17 protein-coding genes are annotated in these 16,941 nt (G+C 58.7%); 11 read left to right on the top strand and 6 right to left on the bottom strand.

Annotated features, from left to right (window positions below):
- The first annotated feature begins 143 nt into the window (after positions 1-143).
- The 8 genes from JHC09_RS13110 (at position 144) to JHC09_RS13075 (ending at position 7,108) form a co-directional block, all read left to right on the top strand.
- A complete protein-coding gene (locus tag JHC09_RS13110; protein WP_199532278.1) occupies positions 144-581 on the top strand; it encodes a DUF1801 domain-containing protein in 438 nt (145 codons plus the stop codon).
- A 2-nt stretch (positions 582-583) separates the two neighbouring features.
- Positions 584-991, top strand: coding sequence for a DUF1801 domain-containing protein (locus JHC09_RS13105; protein ID WP_199532277.1), 408 nt, complete (start codon positions 584-586; stop codon positions 989-991).
- Positions 992-1,116: 125 nt separating this feature from the next.
- The gene (gene puuE / locus JHC09_RS13100; RefSeq protein WP_199532276.1) at positions 1,117-2,535 is read left to right on the top strand and encodes an allantoinase PuuE; all 1,419 of its coding nucleotides are present in this window, start codon (positions 1,117-1,119) and stop codon (positions 2,533-2,535) included.
- A gap of 42 nt (positions 2,536-2,577) precedes the next feature.
- The gene (locus tag JHC09_RS13095) at positions 2,578-3,396 is read left to right on the top strand and encodes a bifunctional allantoicase/(S)-ureidoglycine aminohydrolase (RefSeq protein WP_199532275.1); all 819 of its coding nucleotides are present in this window, start codon (positions 2,578-2,580) and stop codon (positions 3,394-3,396) included.
- Between the two features lie 2 nt (positions 3,397-3,398).
- Positions 3,399-3,893, top strand: a complete 495-nt coding sequence (locus JHC09_RS13090; RefSeq protein ID WP_199532274.1) for an ureidoglycolate lyase — start codon at positions 3,399-3,401, stop codon at positions 3,891-3,893.
- Positions 3,894-3,933: 40 nt separating this feature from the next.
- Positions 3,934-4,755, top strand: a complete 822-nt coding sequence (locus JHC09_RS13085; RefSeq protein ID WP_199532273.1) for an META domain-containing protein — start codon at positions 3,934-3,936, stop codon at positions 4,753-4,755.
- Positions 4,756-4,845: 90 nt separating this feature from the next.
- Entirely contained in the window at positions 4,846-5,646 is an 801-nt protein-coding gene (otsB, locus tag JHC09_RS13080) for a trehalose-phosphatase (protein ID WP_199532272.1), read from the top strand.
- 49 nt (positions 5,647-5,695) lie between these two features.
- A complete protein-coding gene (locus JHC09_RS13075) occupies positions 5,696-7,108 on the top strand; it encodes a trehalose-6-phosphate synthase (RefSeq protein WP_199532271.1) in 1,413 nt (470 codons plus the stop codon).
- A gap of 54 nt (positions 7,109-7,162) precedes the next feature.
- On the opposite strand, the gene JHC09_RS13070 is transcribed toward JHC09_RS13075, so the two are convergent.
- Positions 7,163-8,563: a DEAD/DEAH box helicase gene (locus JHC09_RS13070; RefSeq protein ID WP_248306613.1), complete on the bottom strand. Its 1,401-nt coding sequence runs from the start codon at positions 8,561-8,563 to the stop codon at positions 7,163-7,165.
- Between the two features lie 335 nt (positions 8,564-8,898).
- Here JHC09_RS13070 and JHC09_RS13065 point away from each other — a divergent pair, with 335 nt between their 5' ends.
- Positions 8,899-9,834 (top strand): ABC transporter substrate-binding protein, encoded by a 936-nt coding sequence (locus JHC09_RS13065; protein WP_199532270.1) that lies wholly within the window; start codon positions 8,899-8,901, stop codon positions 9,832-9,834.
- Here the strand turns inward: JHC09_RS13065 and JHC09_RS13060 are convergent.
- The 3 genes from JHC09_RS13060 to JHC09_RS13050 form a co-directional block, all read right to left on the bottom strand.
- The gene (locus JHC09_RS13060) at positions 9,831-10,622 is read right to left on the bottom strand and encodes a molybdopterin-dependent oxidoreductase (RefSeq protein ID WP_199532269.1); all 792 of its coding nucleotides are present in this window, start codon (positions 10,620-10,622) and stop codon (positions 9,831-9,833) included. The two genes, JHC09_RS13065 and JHC09_RS13060, sit on opposite strands and share 4 nt — an antisense overlap.
- The gene (locus tag JHC09_RS13055; protein ID WP_199532339.1) at positions 10,619-11,467 is read right to left on the bottom strand and encodes a cytochrome b/b6 domain-containing protein; all 849 of its coding nucleotides are present in this window, start codon (positions 11,465-11,467) and stop codon (positions 10,619-10,621) included. Before JHC09_RS13055 ends, JHC09_RS13060 begins: the two co-directional genes overlap by 4 nt.
- A gap of 71 nt (positions 11,468-11,538) precedes the next feature.
- Positions 11,539-12,186 carry a ThuA domain-containing protein gene (locus JHC09_RS13050; RefSeq protein WP_169195713.1) on the bottom strand — a complete coding sequence of 216 codons (648 nt, stop codon included), beginning with the start codon at positions 12,184-12,186 and terminating at the stop codon, positions 11,539-11,541.
- A gap of 431 nt (positions 12,187-12,617) precedes the next feature.
- On the opposite strand from JHC09_RS13050, the gene JHC09_RS13045 reads away from it, so the two are divergent.
- Together JHC09_RS13045 and JHC09_RS13040 are read left to right on the top strand one after the other, a co-directional pair.
- Positions 12,618-14,222 carry a bifunctional metallophosphatase/5'-nucleotidase gene (locus tag JHC09_RS13045; protein ID WP_169195714.1) on the top strand — a complete coding sequence of 535 codons (1,605 nt, stop codon included), beginning with the start codon at positions 12,618-12,620 and terminating at the stop codon, positions 14,220-14,222.
- A 176-nt stretch (positions 14,223-14,398) separates the two neighbouring features.
- Positions 14,399-14,848, top strand: coding sequence for a hypothetical protein (locus JHC09_RS13040; RefSeq protein WP_199532268.1), 450 nt, complete (start codon positions 14,399-14,401; stop codon positions 14,846-14,848).
- Positions 14,849-14,901: 53 nt separating this feature from the next.
- On the opposite strand, the gene JHC09_RS13035 is transcribed toward JHC09_RS13040, so the two are convergent.
- Complete coding sequence (locus tag JHC09_RS13035; protein WP_199532267.1) at positions 14,902-15,945, bottom strand: Gfo/Idh/MocA family oxidoreductase; 1,044 nt, start codon at positions 15,943-15,945, stop codon at positions 14,902-14,904.
- 130 nt (positions 15,946-16,075) lie between these two features.
- On the bottom strand, positions 16,076-16,855 hold the full coding sequence (locus tag JHC09_RS13030; RefSeq protein WP_169195716.1) for a ThuA domain-containing protein: 780 nt from the start codon (positions 16,853-16,855) through the stop codon (positions 16,076-16,078).
- Positions 16,856-16,941 lie beyond the last annotated feature (86 nt).

The following is a 16,941-nucleotide window of genomic DNA, read 5'->3' as shown; positions in this document are numbered from 1 at the left end:
CCCAATTTCACACAGGAAAGCCAGAAGTTACCCAGACATATTTCCCCGCCTAATTTTTAGCCTTCACCTAGGCTTAGACAGGTGCCACACTCCCCCTCAGGACAGCATGCACGATCAAGGCTTTGCGAGGAGCGCCCGTGGCTATGAACCCTAAAATATCAGACCTTAAACCCGATGCTGATGGCGTCACCCGCCTCAGTGGTGGCAATCCTCAAATCGCCAAAGGCTATGGCGATGAGGTGGTGCAGAGCTACATCGTCGCCCTCACCGGTTGGCAGCAACGCGAAGCCAAAATCATCGACAGTCTGATCACCGCAGCTGTTCCCAATGTGCTCAAAGCCGTGAAATGGAACTCGCCGATGTATGCTGTCACCGAGCACCACTATTTCACCTCCTTCCACGCCATGAAGAACTACCTCAAGGTGGGCTTCTTCAATGGCGGGCAGCTCGTGCCAGCGCCACCAGAGCCGTCCAAGAATCCAGACGTGCGCTATCTCCATGTCACCGAGGCGGGCTTTGATCACGCCCAGTTCTCCGCCTGGATAAAGGCCGCCGCTCAACTCCCCGGCGAGAAAATGTAGCCATGGCTTTCCCCCGCAACAGCAAGGCCGACCTCGCCACCGGCGCGACGCCCTCCCAACTGATTGACCAGCGCATCTCCGACCTCCCCGGCTGGCGCGGCGAAACCCTCGCCCTCTTGCGCAAGCTCATCCACGAAGCGCTGCCCGACGTCGTTGAAGAGTGGAAATGGGGTCAGCCGGTCTGGTCTCACAATGGCATTTTGTGCACCGGCGAGGCCTATAAAGCCGCCGTAAAGACCACCTTCCCAAAGGGCGCATCGCTGCCCGACCCCACTGGTATCTTTAACGCCAGTCTGGAGGGCACTGCCCGCCGCGCCATCGACTTCACCGAAGGCGGATCGATAGATCACGACGGATTTAAAGAGCTCATTCGCGCCGCCGCTTCTTTGAACAAGCAGAGTGCAAAATAGGCATTGTTGATAACTCGCGAAAGAAACGCGCTTCACTGAAAGATTTTGCACTTAAACCCGCTAGCCTAACTGCAAACCTGCTCCTACCATCACGCAGAATTATTCGACGCTGATGGATACCGCAGATGCTTCGCTACCCACGCAATATGCACGGTTATGGCGCCAATCCCCCCAATGCCAATTGGCCCGGTGGTGCGCATGTCGCGGTGCAGTTTGTCCTCAATTATGAAGAGGGCGGCGAAAACAATATTCTGCACGGCGATGGCGCGTCGGAAGCCTTCCTCGTCGACGTTCTGGGCGCGCAACCTTGGCCAGACCAACGCCATGCCAATGTCGAGAGCATGTATGAATATGGCTCGCGCGCTGGCTTCTGGCGCCTCCATCGCCTCTTCACGCAAGCCGGTCTCCCCGTCACCGTCTATGGCGTCGCCACCGCGCTCATGCGTGCGCCAGCGCAGGTTCAGGCCATGCTCGACGCAGGTTGGGAAATTGCCAGCCATGGTCTGAAATGGGTCCAGCATAAGGACATGCCTCCCGCCGAAGAGCGCCGCCAGATCGCCGAAGCCATTCGGCTCCACACCGTCGCGACCGGCACCCCACCGCAAGGGTGGTACACAGGCCGCTCCAGTCTCAACACCGTCGATCTTGTCACCGAAACAGGCTCAATGGCCTATATCTCCGACACCTATGACGACGACCTGCCCTATTGGCGGCTTCACGGCGACCGCCCACAGCTGATCATCCCCTATACGCTCTCGGCCAATGACATGCGCTTTGTCACGCCCCCGGGCTTTGATACGGGCGACGAGTTCTTCACCTTCCTCAAAGACGGCTTTGATTGCCTTTATGCCGAAGGTCAGGCAGGCAGCCCCAAGATGATGTCCATTGGCCTCCACTGCCGCCTCGTCGGCCAACCGGGTCGATTCCAGGGCCTCAAGAAGTTCGTTGATTACGTCAAAACCTTCGACAAGGTCTGGGTCCCCACCCGCCTTCAAATCGCCGAGCACTGGACCAAGGAACACCCCTTCATTGCACAGGATGTGCTGCCCAGCACGCTCGACCGCGATGATTTCATTTCCCGCTACGGCTCGATCTTTGAGCATTCGCCGTGGATCGCCGAGCGGGCTTGGGACGGTGAATTAGGTCCCGTCAATGACACCGCTCAGGGCCTCCACTTCGCCCTACGCAGCCAATTCCGCATGGCTACGGACGACGAGCGCATGGGCGTTCTGCGCGCCCACCCCGATCTCGCGGGCAAGCTCGCCGCTGCCAAGCGCCTCACGGCCGAAAGTACTGCCGAACAAAAGTCCGCCGGTCTCGATGCTCTCACCGACCAAGAGCGCGAAACCTTCACGCGCCTCAACACCGCTTACGTCGACAAATTCGGCTTCCCCTTCATCATCGCCGTGCGCGACCACACCAAGGCGTCGATCTTGGCGAACTTCGAAACCCGGCTCGCAAACACCGCGGAGCAGGAGTTCACCACCGCCTGCCGTCAGGTCGAACGCATTGCCCTCCTCCGTCTCAGCGCCGTCCTGCCCTAAGCCGCGCCCTGCCCTTTGTCCGAAATTTTGCCCGAGCCCGAGATGTCATCACAGTACGCATCACCCCCTGCAGGCCTACCCAGTCAAATGGCGCTTCACACCCAGCGCGCGGTTTTCACCGAGGCCTATGCGGTGCTTCCGCATGGGACGATGCGCGACATCGTCATCTCCTATCTCCCCCATTGGCGTCTCACCCGCCTTTGGGTCATCGCCCGCCCATTAAGCGGCTTTGCCGAGACCTTCTCGCAATACATTATGGAAGTTGCCCCGCAGGGCGGCAGCGATAAGCCTGAGGGCAATCCGGAAGCCGAAGGCGTCATCTTCGTTGTCGCTGGCGAGATCACCCTCACCATCGAGGGCACTGAGCACACGCTCACCGAAGGCGGCTACGCCTTCCTCCCCCCCGGCTGCACCTGGACCGCCGTCAACAATGGCACCGAGTTCTGCCGCTTCCATTGGATCCGCAAAAAATACGAACGCGTCGAAGGCGTCGATGTGCCGGAGGCCTTCGTCACCTCAGACAAGGTCGAACCCATCCGCTGGATGCCCGGCTCAAACGACCGCTGGGGTACAACGCGGTTCGTCGAGCCGATTGATCTGCGCCACGACATGCACGTCAACATCGTCACTCTCGAGCCCGGAGCTGTCATTCCGTTCGAGGAAACCCATGTCATGGAGCACGGCCTTTACGTCCTCGAAGGCAAGGCCGTCTATCGCCTCAATCGCGACTGGGTCGAAGTCGAGCCCGGCGATTTCATGTGGCTCCGCGCCTTCTGCCCGCAGGCCTGCTACACGGGCCCGGAGCGCTTCCGCTATCTGCTCTATAAAGACGTCAACCGTCACGCCAAGCTGCCGTTTTGATCATGAACGGTCGCACACTTCGCATCGAGCCACTCACCGCAGAAGCCTTTGCCCCCTTCGGTCAGGTGATCCAGACCGAGGGCTCAAACCACTTCACCATCAATCGTGGCATGACCGAGCGCTACCATGATCTGGCCACGATCCAATTGGGCGGCACCGATCCCCGCCCCATCATTTCGCTCTTTGCTGGCCAGCCCTATGCCCTACCGCTCAGCCTCGATATGGTCGAACGTCATCCCTTGGGCAGCCAGGCATTCTACCCCACGAGCGCTGCCTCATGGCTTGTCATCGTAGCGGAGAACGAAGACGAAAAGCCGGTGCGCATCCGTGCTTTCCGTCCGGCTCCGGGGCAAGGGGTCAACATCGCCATCAACACTTGGCATGGCGTGCTATGCCCCATCGAAAAGCCTGCAAGCTTCATCGTCATTGATCGCGGCGGACTAGACAGGAATCTCGAGGAACATTTCTTTGATGACCCCTGGCTTGTGGACGCTTAATCTCGCCGCAAAAATACTTTACCCCTGATGGCGAACGGAAATGCTACCTCGCCTTCTCTTCCGTTCGGTGATGGAGTTGCTCATGCGCACGTGGATCATGCTCACCCTTTGCAGTGTTTTGCTCGCCACCCCCGCTTTGGCGCAAGCAACCACGCTAACCGGCGACGTGACCTATCGCGAGCGCATTGCCCTGCCCATTCCCGCTGAGCTTGTCGTCACCCTCGTCGAGTTGACAACCGGCACGCAAATCGCCAGCGCCACCGCGCCAATTCCAGATCGGGGTCAGGTTCCCCTCTCCTATTCGCTCAATCTGCATCAGCAGCCCGCGCCCGAAAACCACTATGGCCTTGTGGCCAAAATCCTCAGCCGTGGCTCCGTAGTCTTCCAGAACTATGATCCCATCGCCGTCGACCCTGCTTCTCCCAAGCAGACGACAATTTTCGTGCATCGCGCTGGCGATGTGCAGCCCCTTATCGAAGAACCGCAGGTTCTCAATTTCAACGCCATGACCCCAACCACGTCCCCGCTTATTGATACCGATTGGACAGTTCAGTCGGTGAACGGCCAAGCCATTGAAGGTCCGCGCAAGCCCTCAATCGGCTTTGATCATGAAGGTCGCGTCTACGGAACCGGCGGCTGCAATCGCTACTTCACGACGGCGACAATCGCCGGAACAGCGATCAGCTTCGGCGTCGGTGGCACCACCAACATGGCCTGCGACGCCGCCACAATGGGCCGGGAAGCTGCGTTCTTTTCAGCCCTTGCCGAAATCGTTGGCTTTGTTCGCCAAGACGATGTGCTGCAGCTCATTGGCACGTCTGGTGCGGTTCTCCTCGAGCTGTCCCGCAACGCCGCTGCTTAACCAAGTTCATCATCTCTCGCTAATATTCGAACCTTTTCATCAAGAGTCACGTTCCCCCCTCAACTGATTAGTTGTTCGTGGGGAAGCGTGATGTCCGATCCATCTCTTTTTTCCGGGAGCCCTTCACCGCTCCTGGCTATATTTACCGATTTCGATGGCACGCTGGTCGAGCTAGCCGAAACCCCTGATGCTATTCATGTTCCGACCGAGCTGGCGGAGCGTTTGGCGCGGGCGATCAACGAATTCGACCACGCCTTTGCCATCCTCACAGGGCGCGAAATCGCCGACATCGACACCTATTTGGGCGAGCTGCATCTCCCCATCGCCGGTGCTCATGGCGCGCAACGCCGTCGCGCCGATGGCAGCTTCGAAGAGGTCTTGGAAATCTACACCAAGGGCGCTTCCGAAATTGCGCAAGCCTTAGCCCCGGTTGTCGAGGAGAACGAAGGCCTCATTCTCGAAGAGAAAGATGGCGCCGTTGCCCTGCATTATCGCCAAGCACCCGAGCTTGAAGAGCTGTGCCGCGAGGCCATGACCGAGGTGCTCACGGCCCATTCGATCTTCACCATGGTGCCGGGCAAAATGGTTTTCGAGGCTCGCCCTGCCGGCTTCGATAAGGGCAATGCCCTGCGCGCCTTCATGCAGGAGGCACCCTTTGCTGGGCGCACGCCGATCTTCATCGGCGATGATGTGACCGATGAAGATGCCTTCCGCGCCGCGCAGGAATTGGGCGGCATTGGCATCAAGCTTGGACCTGGTGATACCGCCGCGCGCATGCGTATTGCCGACGTCGCCTCCGTCAATGCGCTGATCGAAGGTCTCATCGACATCGCCAGCCGCAGCGCAACCGCACAGACCGACACCACACCGCCGGAGACCATCACCCACTGATCGGAGCCTTGAGCTCCGATCCCTAGATCGAGAAAAACCCGAAAGACCTATGAGCCGTATAGTTATTGTTTCCAATCGCACCCCCGCCAAAGGCCCGGCCGCTGGCGGTCTCGCAGTCGCACTCAAAAAAGTACTCGCCGAACGTCAGGGATTTTGGTTCGGCTGGTCTGGAAAGCTCACCGAGAGCCCAAGTCCCACCGCGCAAATTCAAGACGTCGATGGTCTTTCGGTCGCCCAGATCGACCTAGCCCGCGACGATCATCAGGCCTATTACTCTGGCTTTTCCAATTCCATCCTCTGGCCCAGTTTCCACCTTCGGCTTGATCTCACCACCATCGAGAGCCACTGGTATGAAGGCTATCGCCGCGTCAATGCGCAGTTCGCCGCTGCGCTCGCCAAACTCTTAAGACCCGACGACATCATCTGGGTGCACGACTACCATCTGATCCCGCTGGCCACCGAATTGCGCCGTCTTGGCGTCCGCAATCGCATCGGATTTTACCTGCACATCCCGTTCCCGACGCCGGATGCGCTCTATGCCATCCCCCATCACACCGATCTCATGCGCGATCTCTCGCACTATGATCTTGTCGGCATGCAGGCCAAGCGCGACGTTGCCGCCTTTATGGAGTTCGCCGAGCACCAAGCCCCGCCAACCTTTGCCTCAAGCGCAAATCACCACGTCGATTTCTCCCGCACCGAAATCGTCGCTTTCCCCATCGGCTCTGATCCGGATGCTTTCGCAAGCCTCTCGGTCAGCCCCGCTGCGCAAAAGATGATCACGCGCATGCGCCGCTCCTTGGGCGATCAGCAGCTCATTCTCGGGGTTGATCGTCTCGATTATTCCAAAGGCCTGCCGCAGCGCGTTGAAGCCTATGAAAAGTTCCTGGCTCACAACGCGAGCTTCCGCCGCGGCGTGCATTTTCTACAGGTCGCGCCCCCCTCGCGCGACACCATCAAGGAATATCAAGCCACTTCTGAAACCTTGGATGCCGTTTGTGGTCGGGTGATGGGCAAGTTTGCCGAGCCCGATTGGCAACCCCTCACCTATGTCAAACGGGCCTATGGACAACCAAGCCTGGCCGGTCTTTATCGCCTCGCGCGCGTCGGGCTGATCACACCATTACGAGACGGCATGAACCTTGTGGCGCACGAATATATCGGCTCGCAAAACCCCGAGGACCCGGGCGTACTGATCCTCTCGCGCTTCGCCGGAGCGGCCGAAATCTTCCCTGCCGCGCTTCAGGTCAATCCCTTTGACACCGACGAAAGTGCCGAGGCGATCCGCGTTGCGCTCGAAATGGACCTTGAGGAACGGCGTGCCCGCTATGATGCGCTCATGGCTGCGGCGCGAAAACATAATGTCGGTGATTGGGCTGAAGAGTTTCTCTCCCACCTCGCCGGCAAGCCCGGGTACAGCGCTCCCCAGAACGACCATTTTTATCTCAATTCGGTCGCCTGATACCCCAAGCAGACAATAAAAAAGGCGGCCCTTGAGCCGCCTTTTTCGTGATCTTTAGCCGTCGCGACGATTGCGCGCTGCTGTCTTTTTAGCCGCTGTGCTCCAGCGCTGCTTGGTCTTGAGACCATCTGCGCGTGGTGGCTTGATCGACTTAGCCGGAGCCAATGGGTTCTTCGGATCGCGAGCAACGCCTTCGCGTGCTGCCCCGCCCTTGCTGCGCTCACCACCCGGACGTGGGGTGTTGAACTTGCGCGGATTTGGCTTGGGATTGCGTGCAGTACGCGCACCAGCCGGAGCACCCGGGCTCGTGCGTGCGCCACGCGGAGCTGCATCCGTTTCGACCAAGTTCACATCGCCCGAGACTGGCAGCGTACGACGGATGAGGCGTTCCACATCGCGCAGCTTGGCCTTTTCCGAGCCATCAACGAGAGTGATCGCGATGCCGCTTTCCCCGTTACGACCGGTACGACCGATACGGTGAACGTAGTTTTCCGGATCGTCTGGCAGTTCGTAGTTCACGACGTGGGTGATGCCCTTAACGTCGATACCGCGTGCGGCAATGTCGGTTGCAACCAGAATGCGAACCTGACCGGTGGCAAAGCCCTTGAGAGCTGCCTGACGGGCGTTCTGGCTCTTATTGCCGTGAATTGCCGCTGCTTCATGACCATCGATCGCAAGGTTCTTCGCCACGCGGTCGGCGCCATGCTTGGTGCGCGAGAAGATGATGACGCGTTCCATGCCTTCCTTCTCGTCGGCCAGCAGGTCGTTGAGAACGCCACGCTTTGCCTTCGAGCCGGACATGATCACGCGCTGGTCGATTTTGACCACGGTCGAACCCTGCGGCGCCGCTTCAACCTTGATTGGTTCCTTCAGCAGCGTCTTGGCCAGATCTTCGATTTCCGCCGGCATGGTTGCCGAGAACAGCATGGTCTGACGACGCAGGCCGATCTGCTTGGCGATAGCACGAACCGGGGCAATAAAGCCCATGTCGAGCATGCGGTCAGCTTCGTCCAGCACCAGCCAACGGGTTTCGTTGAGCTTGATCTTGTTGTCGTCCAGCAGGTCCTTGAGGCGGCCCGGCGTTGCAATCACAACGTCAACGCCCTTGGCGATCTTGCCAACCTGATGGTAGCGCGACACGCCGCCGAGCACGAGAACGGTATCAAGGCGCATCTTGGAACCTGCGAACTTGCGCATGTTCTCTTCGATCTGCACGGCCAATTCGCGGGTCGGCGCCAGGATCAGCGCACGAGTGGTCATTGGGCGTGGACGGCCGGTGAGGCCCATAAGGCCAGCAAGGATTGGCAGGCCGAAAGCCGCCGTCTTGCCCGAGCCGGTCTGGGCGATGCCCAGCATGTCACGGCCTTCCAAAAGCTTTGGAATAGCCTGCGATTGAATCTTGGTTGCTTCAGTAAAACCACCTGCAGTCAGGCTGGTGGTGAGCTGTTCGGGCAAACCCAATTCGATGAAAGAAGTCAAACGTGTGTCTTTCTTGCTGCGCGATACAACGCGCCAGCGCACCGCACAGCGGCCGCCGAATAAAATTCTGCAAACGGGCGATAGAGTTATCGCGCGGGTGCTGGCTCAAGCCCGGAGCCTGTTGCTTCCGGGATGACTTCGCCGCTCACCGCTTAAGTAAGAAGAGAAGCCCATCATCGGCCTTTCCGGCCGGGACGTGGCCCTCATATGGGCGAGAGATCACAAAAACGCAAGGTTTTTCGAGTGTGCGCCTGCGCATACCCTTCATGCATCGCACTTGCCTTGGCGCGATGACAGTGCGATCTAGCACCATGATCCGCGCCCTTGTTCTTCTCGCCCTGCTCGCCCTTCCCGCCAGTGCTCTGGCTTCCGAATGGCGTTATACCGACGGCGCGGGCACAGAAGTGGTCCTTTCAGAACCGCCTCAGCGCATTGTTGCACACGCTAGCGTTGCCGCCGCACTTATTCCCTTAGGCATCGAACCTGTAGGCATTTTGCTCAACGGCCAACCCTCGCTCGAGCGCGCCCTCGAGGGCGTCGACGTTTCCCATATTCCTGTCGTCTCGCAAGGCTGGGGCGAAATCGACGCCGAGGCCATTCTTGCCCTCGCGCCCGACATCATCATCACCGAATACGCGCCAGAGTATTATTCCTATGCTGGCGGCACCCATGAGGAGCCGTTCAAATCCCGGCTGGAAGCCATTGCCCCCCTCATCGGCATCGCCACGCCCAATTCAACGCTCGCGACGATTGTTGAGTATGAAGGTTTTGCGCGTAGCCTCACAGACAGTGTCAATGAAGAGCGCCTTGCTGCCGACAAAGCCGCCTTTGAAAAAGCCCGCGACGCCCTCATCGCTACTGCGGCCAGCAAATCCGATTTGACGGTCCTGCCCATTTCGCCCGGCCGTTCAGAGATCGCCCTTGGCGTTGCCAGCCGCTTTGGCGAACTGGTCGATTTCCGCAACTGGGGCGTTAACATTGTCGAGCTGGTCCCCACCTCCGGCGACTATCACGCCACCAGTTGGGAAAACATTCGCAATTACGACAGCGACATCCTGCTCATCGATGATCGTTGGGGCATAGCCTCGCTCGCAACCATCACCGAACACCCACTCGGCGCGCGCATCCCCGCCATCATAGCCCGGCAAACCGGCAACTGGCCCGCCGGCTGGATCCGCAGTTATCGCGTCTACGCGCAGGAAATCGACAGGCTCACGGGCCTCCTTGAGCGCAGCGAAAAGCTCTAAATCCCGCCGTACCAATCATAGCCATTATCTTCCCAATAGCCGCCCTTGCCCAGGCCGATTTTGGAGAGATCATCCACCAGCTCAATGGTGTGGAGATATTTCGGCTGCTTATAGCCCAGCGCCCGCTCGATCCGCAGCCGCACCGGCGCGCCATTACTCACCGGCAGCGTCTCATCATTGAGCCCATAGGCCAAAATTGTTTGCGGGTGATAGGCGTCAACGAGGTCGGAGCTGGTGTAATAGAGAATGTCGCCGCTCAGCGTGCGCTGGATATTGTCAAAGCAATGGTAGACGCAATACCGCGCGCCATCTTTCACCCCGGCTTCATCGAGAAGCGCCCCGAGTTGGGTGCCGGTCCACTTGGCGATGCAGCTCCATCCTTCAACGCAATCGTGCCGCGTAATCTGCGTGCGCGAGGGCATATTGCGCAATTCCGCCAGCGAATAGCTCACCTCGCGCTCCACCATCCCCTTGATGGTCAAGCGATAGGGCTCAAAATTGGCCATGCGCAGGAAATTATATTCGGCGGTGGTTGGCTCGGTTGAGCCATTGGGCTTCATTCCCTGCCGAATTTCGCTTTCGCTATATTCGGGCGACAGCACTTGGTCCCCAATCAGCGCCCGCTGCGCCCTGTAGGTCAGCACATTGGCGCTTTCCATAACCTCACGGATCGGATCGCCGCGTCGCGCCAGAAAATCGAACGGCTTACAGCCAGTCAGCGCCAGTCCAGCGCCCACCGCGCTACCGCCCAAAATGAGCTTACGCCGATTGAGAATGATCTTGCTCATGGCTTGTCCTTCTCCTGCATTGGCGTGCCGGGGCTCGTCCGATAGCGTCCCGTGATCATCGAGCGCAGATTATTCAGCGGCCCGGAGACAACCACCATGATCACATGGACGACGAAAAACAGCACCAGAAGCGCCATGGCGATAAAGTGGATAGTGCGCGCCGTCTGTCGTCCCCCAAACAGGTCCAGCAGCCATGGAAACCCAGCATTCATACCCGGGCTCATGCACAGCCCGGTCAGGATAATCGCTGGAAACAGCACGACAAAGACGATGAAATAGGTGAGCTTTTGTAAAGGCGAATAGCGTCGTCCATGTTGGATGCGGAACCGTAGATGGTTCCAGATATCGCCCGGCAAGCCCCGCCAATCGCCCTTTTTCGGGATAATGTCGCGCTCAATATGCCCATTGAGCACGCTGGCCACAAACCAGACGAACATCGTCCCGACGAAAATCCAGCCAAAGAAGAAGTGCACCACCCGCCCGGTCGCCAGATCGCGGAACGAGGGAATGGTCACAGCCCCCGGAAAGGCCACAAAATCGGGCCGCACGGCCGAGCCGCTCATGCCCAAAACGCCGGTGGTATCAAAGGTCTGCCCGAAGACAGTCGTCTGTCCGCGCGGGCCTTCAGGCGTATTGATCGCCCTGATATCGAGAATGGCGTTGTCGAACTCAAAGCCAGATTGCTGGCCGATATAGAGCGTGGGGTGGGCGTTGAAAATCTGCAACCCAGAGAACAGCAGAAAGAATAGGCAGATCACCCAGGACCAATGGGTTAACCGCGTCCAGATCGATTGCCGATAGACCAGCGGCCCTTTGGTCGCTGGTGTGGTTTTTTCTGCGTTCAACGCCACGGTATTCGCCTCCTCAAGAGAGATAAGCGTCCGCGCCACTCATGCGGCGCGGTAGGCACATCACGCTAAACGTCGCGTGCCGCCCAATTCATACCACGGCGGATGATGGTTGCCATATTAGGGTTTTCGAATTCTTTGGCTTGGTGGCCTAAAGTCATGTGGAACACGCGGCCCTGGCCGTACTGCCGCTTCCAGACGACAGGCATAACGACGCCCTTGGTCCAAGCGGCGTGCTCACCCGAAAATGTCGTCGTCGCCAGCACTTCGATCGATGGATCGACATGCATGTAATATTGCTCGGACGTGTATGGGAACGACTTGATCCCGGCCATGATCGGATCTTCCGGCCGCGCCACATCGACCGTGTAGTCGATGATATCGCCCGGATGCGCCACCCACTGGCCACCGACCATGAATTGATACTCAACGCTATCGCGAAACGCGTCGCTCATCCCCCCGTGATGCCCGGCAAGGCCCACGCCGTTTTCGACCGCCTTGGTCAGGTTCGCGACCTCGTCCTTGCCAATCTTGCTCATCGTGAAAATCGGGATAATCAACGACAGATTGGCAATATCAGGATCGGCAAAAGCGCTGGTCTCGGTTGAGGTGCGGACAGAATATCCGTCCTCATGGAGCCATCGACGATAAATCGTGGCGCACTCCTCAGGGTCATGCCCCTCCCAACCACCATAAACGATCAATGCACTGCGCATGCGCAATCCCCTGCAAATCAAACCGTGGCAACAATAACGGAGTGATCGGGAGATGTAAGCCCACTAAGCCAATTCATTGCCAAATCTAGCCACGCACCGCCGACAAGCCCTTAAGTCTCTTACTATAAAGAAAATTTCTCGCCCCTCATCTTAACGCCCCCACCAACCCACTCGATCCATCCCTCCGCCGACGAGTGGCAGGTTTGGCGGGCGTACTCTTGCCTCCCCTCGGCCCCATCCCCAATCCCTCAACCCACTCGCCCCATCCCTCCCCCTACCAGCAGGAGGCTAGGTGGGGGTCACGGCGCCTCCCCTCGGCCCCGCCCCAAAAAACACCGCACTTTGCACTGTTACAAAGACCTGCTTAACTACCCGCGCGTTCCGTGCCCGCCACGGACTGCAGCAAGGACAATGAACGAGGAATTACGGGGATGAAGAAACTGCTTTTGAGCGCCACCGCGCTCACGTTTTTCGCCGGTCTTTCTGGCGCCGCCTATGCCGACTTCACGCTGAACATCCTGCACATCAACGATTTCCACTCGCGGTTTGACCCGATCACGGGATCAGACTCCAATTGCAATGCGGAAACGGACGCCAAAGGCGAATGCTTCGGCGGCATCGCGCGATTGAAAACCATCATCGACGACACCCGCGAGAAATACACCTCGGGCAATTCGATTCTGCTGTCCGCGGGCGACAACTTCCAAGGCTCGCTCTATTACTCGACCTACAAGTCCAAGATCGTTGCCGACTTCTTCAACCAGATGGGCTTTGACGTCGTCGCTACCGGCAATCATGAATTTGACGACGGCCCGGAAGAATTCCTCAAATTCATCGACGCTGCCGAGTTCCCAATCATTGGCGGCAATTTTGACGTCTCGCGTGACGACAACCTGCGCGGCAAAATCAAGGGCTCCTATGTCGTCGAAATCGGCGGCGAAAAGATCGGCATTATCGGCGCCACCGCCGAGGACACACCCGAAATCGCTTCCGTGGGCAATGTCGAATTCCACGACGTCATTCAATATGTCCGCGGCGCGGCCGAAGCGCTTGACGCCGCTGGCGTCAATAAAATCATCCTGCTCTCCCACATTGGCTATGGGGTAGACCTGCAAGTTGCCGCAGCGGTCCCGCTCGTCGACATCATTGTTGGTGGTCACAGCCACTCGCTGCTGTCGAACACAGCTGAAAACGCCGTCGGCCCTTATCCGACCATGGTCACCAATCCGGACGGGATTGAAGTCGCCGTCGTCCAAGCCAACCAATATGGCAAATATCTCGGCGATCTCTCCGTCACTTGGGACGACAATGGCGTTGTCACCAAGGCCGAAGGCGAGCCCTATCTGATCGACGCCACCGTCGTCGGCAATGAAGACTTCAAGACCCAGCTTGCCGATCTGGCTGGCCCCCTCGCCGAAATGGCAGCTGTCGTTGTCGGTTCAACCACCGCACCACTTGAAGGCTCGCGTGAAGTCTGCCGCGTGCAAGAATGTAACCTCGGCAATCTGCTCGCCGAAGCGATCCTCGAGCGCACCAAAGACCAGGGCGCAACCATCGCCTTCCAGAACTCTGGTGGCATTCGCGCGTCCATCGACACCGGCGAAATCACCATGGGTGAAGTGCTGACGGTCCTGCCGTTCTCCAACACCCTCGCCACCGTCGAAGTTTCCGGCGCAGACGTCATTGAAGCGCTCGAAAACGCCGTCAGTGACGTCGAAAACGGCGCTGGCCGCTTCAGCCAGGTCGCGGGCATGAAGTATTCCTTCTCGCTCTCGAAGCCGGTGGGCGAGCGCATCTCCGACGTTCTGGTCAAGGGCGAAGGCGATGAATGGGTGCCGATCGACGAAGAGGCTGACTACATCATCGTCACCAATAACTTCGTCCGCGGCGGCGGTGACGGTTTTGGAGTTTTTGCCGAGGGCGAAGATCCATATGACTTCGGCCCACCACTTGAACAGGTTCTGGCCGATTACATCGCCGAGCACGGTGGCTCCTACACCCCATTCTTAGATGGTCGCATCACCCAGCTCGACTAACCCAAACGATAGCCAAGACTCTAAGGGCGCTTCCGAGCGCCCTTTTTTGTGCCCTGAAACGAAAATTGTGATCACCCCTGCGGTGAACAATTCGTGAGCCCGTCCGTTAGGGGGTAACTGGCGCCTTCACGCCTTGTGATCGGCCTAGCCTACGCGATAAATTAGAGACCCTTAGCATGAAGCCATTACTCTTTGCTGCCATCGCCGTTTCCGCTCTGACCCTTGCGGCGTGTGATAACGCGCCAAGCGAAACACCCCCAGCCGCGTCAACGACCACGACGACACCAGCCCCGGCCCCTGCTCCAACCCCTGCACCTGCACCTGCACCTGCACCTGCACCTGCACCTGCACCAACCCCAGCGCCTGCAGCGACGCCAGCTCCAACGCCTGCTCCGGCAGACCCGACCGCGACCTTGCCGTCGGACGCTGAAGTCAAGCAAGCCATGGACGATCTGCAGACCCAAGTTAAGGAGCTCAATCTGACCGACGCTGAAAAGCAGGAAGCAATTGCTCAGGCCCGCACTCAGGCCGAAACCATGGCCAAAAGCTCAGGCCTCACGGACGAACAGGTCAAGCAGGCTGGCGACACCGCCGAGCAAGCCGCGCGCACCATGTTCGGCATGTAAGAGAAAAATTTAGGCCCGCATCGCTGCGGGCCTCTTGCTTTGCACCGTGTCGTTTAGACGTGATGCTCGGTGCGGTCGCGATCAGTCACCGTCCCCAAATCCAGAACCTTCTGAATATTTGTGGCGTGGCGGAAGCTTGGCTCAAGGTTCTTGCCGGTGCGGCACGCTTCAACAAAGCGCTCGTAATTAGTCTGCACCTTGTCGACCTGAACCTCGGTCCATGTCGCTGTCTCAGCATCGTCGCCAAGGCAGGTCAGAAGCTGCGATCCATCATGACGATGGCGCACTTCCACAGCGCCCAACTCACCATAAACGCGCAAGCGCAGCTCATTGACGTGACCGGTTGCCCAACGGGTCGCGTGGATCACGCCCAGCGCGCCATTTTCCAGCTGCGCCGTCATGGCAAAGCTGTCGTTCGCGTCCAGATCATATTCGCCAATCTTATTGCCCGGAGCCTTGTCGAAGGTTTCCAAGCGGCAGAAGACCTTGGAGAAATCGCTGCCCGCGCCATAGGCGGCAAAGTCCAGAATGTGAACGCCGATGTCGCCCAAAACGCCATTCGAGCCATGCTTTTTGGACAAGCGCCAAAGCCACTGCGACTCCGTGCGCCAGTCACCCCAAGCCTTCGACACCAGCCAGCTCTGCAGATAGCTCGCCTCAAAATGCTTGACCTGGCCGACCTGTCCCGACTGCACGATCTCACGGGCCTTTTGCAGCTCGGAGACGTTCCGATAGGTCAGATTGACCATGTTCACGAGGCCAAGGCGCTCGGCGGTTTCGGTCATTTCCAGCGCACGCGCATGGTCGGTCGCCAGCGGCTTTTCGCAGAACACATGCTTGCCGCCATTGAGCGCTGCAATCGTAGTCGCGTAGTGCACGCTATCAGGCGTCACATTGGCAATGGCGTCAAATTCGCCCCAAGCCAGCGCTGCATCGAGCGAGCCAAAGCCGCGCTCAATATTGTGTGCCGAGCAGAACGCCTCAACGCGCGCCGGATCAACGTCCACGCCCCCCACAAGGGTCACGCCTTCAATGGCCGCAAAATTCTTGGCGTGCGTGTTTGCCATGCCGCCAGTACCCAGGATGAGGATACGCATTGTCATTTATCCCTGCGGCCCGCGCCGCGCTGTTTCTCAACCAACGGTTCAGCTCTTGTACCGAGCCGATTTCCGTCCATTCAAAAATCCCGACGCGAACGCCGGGATTTCAAAGAGTGTGTCGCTCAGCTTATTTGAAGCCTTCGCGGCCTTCATGAAGGGTCGGACCGCGTTCTTCGATCGCTTCGAGCGCTTCACCAACCGGCACATTCGGTGCGTCCAGCAGCGCCGGGAAACGCGTACCGTTATTGGCCCAGTTCACCGCATTGCGCAGCACCTTGCCTACGGTGTCGTCGTGATAGGTTGGGTAGGTTTCGTGACCAGGACGGAAGTAGAAAATATTGCCTGCGCCGCGACGATAGGTCAGGCCCGAACGGAACACTTCGCCGCCCTGGAACCACGACACGAAAACGGTTTCGAGTGGTTCTGGCACCGAGAAGGGTTCGCCATACATTTCTTCCATTTCGAGTTCGAAGAATGGCGGCAGGCCCTTGGCAATCGGGTGACCCGGATTGACCACCCACAGGCGTTCGCGTTCGCCCGCTTCACGCCAGCTGAGCGCACAAGGCGAGCCCATCAGGCGCTTGAAAATCTTTGAGAAGTGGCCCGAGTGCAGAACGATCAGGCCCATGCCCTGCCAAACATGCTTGGCAATGCGTTCGACAACTTCATCGGAAACGTCGCCATGCGCGGCGTGGCCCCACCAAACCAGAACGTCGGTGTTCGCAAGCACGTCTTCGGTGCAGCCATGTTCCGGCTCCTGAAGCGTCGCGGTCTTCACCTCGATATTGCCATCCTGCTTGAGCAGCGAGGCAATCTGGTTGTGCATGCCATTTGGATAGTTTTCGGCGACAACCTTGTTCTTTTGTTCGTGAACATTCTCGCCCCAAACGAGTGTACGGATGGGCATGGTAGGCTCCTAATGCTGTCGACCCCTTGGTCGACGTCTGCTGAGGTTACGGAGGTTGGCGGAAAGCACGAGCGTCCCGCCAACCC

It is taken from the genome of Devosia sp. MC532 (genome assembly GCF_016461625.1).
Lineage (GTDB): Bacteria > Pseudomonadota > Alphaproteobacteria > Rhizobiales > Devosiaceae > Devosia.
Note: the sequence above shows the minus strand (reverse complement) of the source record. Positions and strands in the feature narration are given on the sequence as shown.

Coding starts and splice junctions, on each gene's coding strand:
- JHC09_RS13110 (WP_199532278.1), top strand. CDS start 144: ATGAACCCTAAAATATCAGACCTTAAACCCGATGCTGATGGCGTCACC.
- JHC09_RS13105 (WP_199532277.1), top strand. CDS start 584: ATGGCTTTCCCCCGCAACAGCAAGGCCGACCTCGCCACCGGCGCGACG.
- puuE (WP_199532276.1), top strand. CDS start 1,117: ATGCTTCGCTACCCACGCAATATGCACGGTTATGGCGCCAATCCCCCC.
- JHC09_RS13095 (WP_199532275.1), top strand. CDS start 2,578: ATGTCATCACAGTACGCATCACCCCCTGCAGGCCTACCCAGTCAAATG.
- JHC09_RS13090 (WP_199532274.1), top strand. CDS start 3,399: ATGAACGGTCGCACACTTCGCATCGAGCCACTCACCGCAGAAGCCTTT.
- JHC09_RS13085 (WP_199532273.1), top strand. CDS start 3,934: ATGCTACCTCGCCTTCTCTTCCGTTCGGTGATGGAGTTGCTCATGCGC.
- otsB (WP_199532272.1), top strand. CDS start 4,846: ATGTCCGATCCATCTCTTTTTTCCGGGAGCCCTTCACCGCTCCTGGCT.
- JHC09_RS13075 (WP_199532271.1), top strand. CDS start 5,696: ATGAGCCGTATAGTTATTGTTTCCAATCGCACCCCCGCCAAAGGCCCG.
- JHC09_RS13065 (WP_199532270.1), top strand. CDS start 8,899: ATGATCCGCGCCCTTGTTCTTCTCGCCCTGCTCGCCCTTCCCGCCAGT.
- JHC09_RS13060 (WP_199532269.1), bottom strand. CDS start 10,622: ATGAGCAAGATCATTCTCAATCGGCGTAAGCTCATTTTGGGCGGTAGC.
- JHC09_RS13050 (WP_169195713.1), bottom strand. CDS start 12,186: ATGCGCAGTGCATTGATCGTTTATGGTGGTTGGGAGGGGCATGACCCT.
- JHC09_RS13045 (WP_169195714.1), top strand. CDS start 12,618: ATGAAGAAACTGCTTTTGAGCGCCACCGCGCTCACGTTTTTCGCCGGT.
- JHC09_RS13040 (WP_199532268.1), top strand. CDS start 14,399: ATGAAGCCATTACTCTTTGCTGCCATCGCCGTTTCCGCTCTGACCCTT.
- JHC09_RS13035 (WP_199532267.1), bottom strand. CDS start 15,945: ATGCGTATCCTCATCCTGGGTACTGGCGGCATGGCAAACACGCACGCC.
- JHC09_RS13030 (WP_169195716.1), bottom strand. CDS start 16,855: ATGCCCATCCGTACACTCGTTTGGGGCGAGAATGTTCACGAACAAAAG.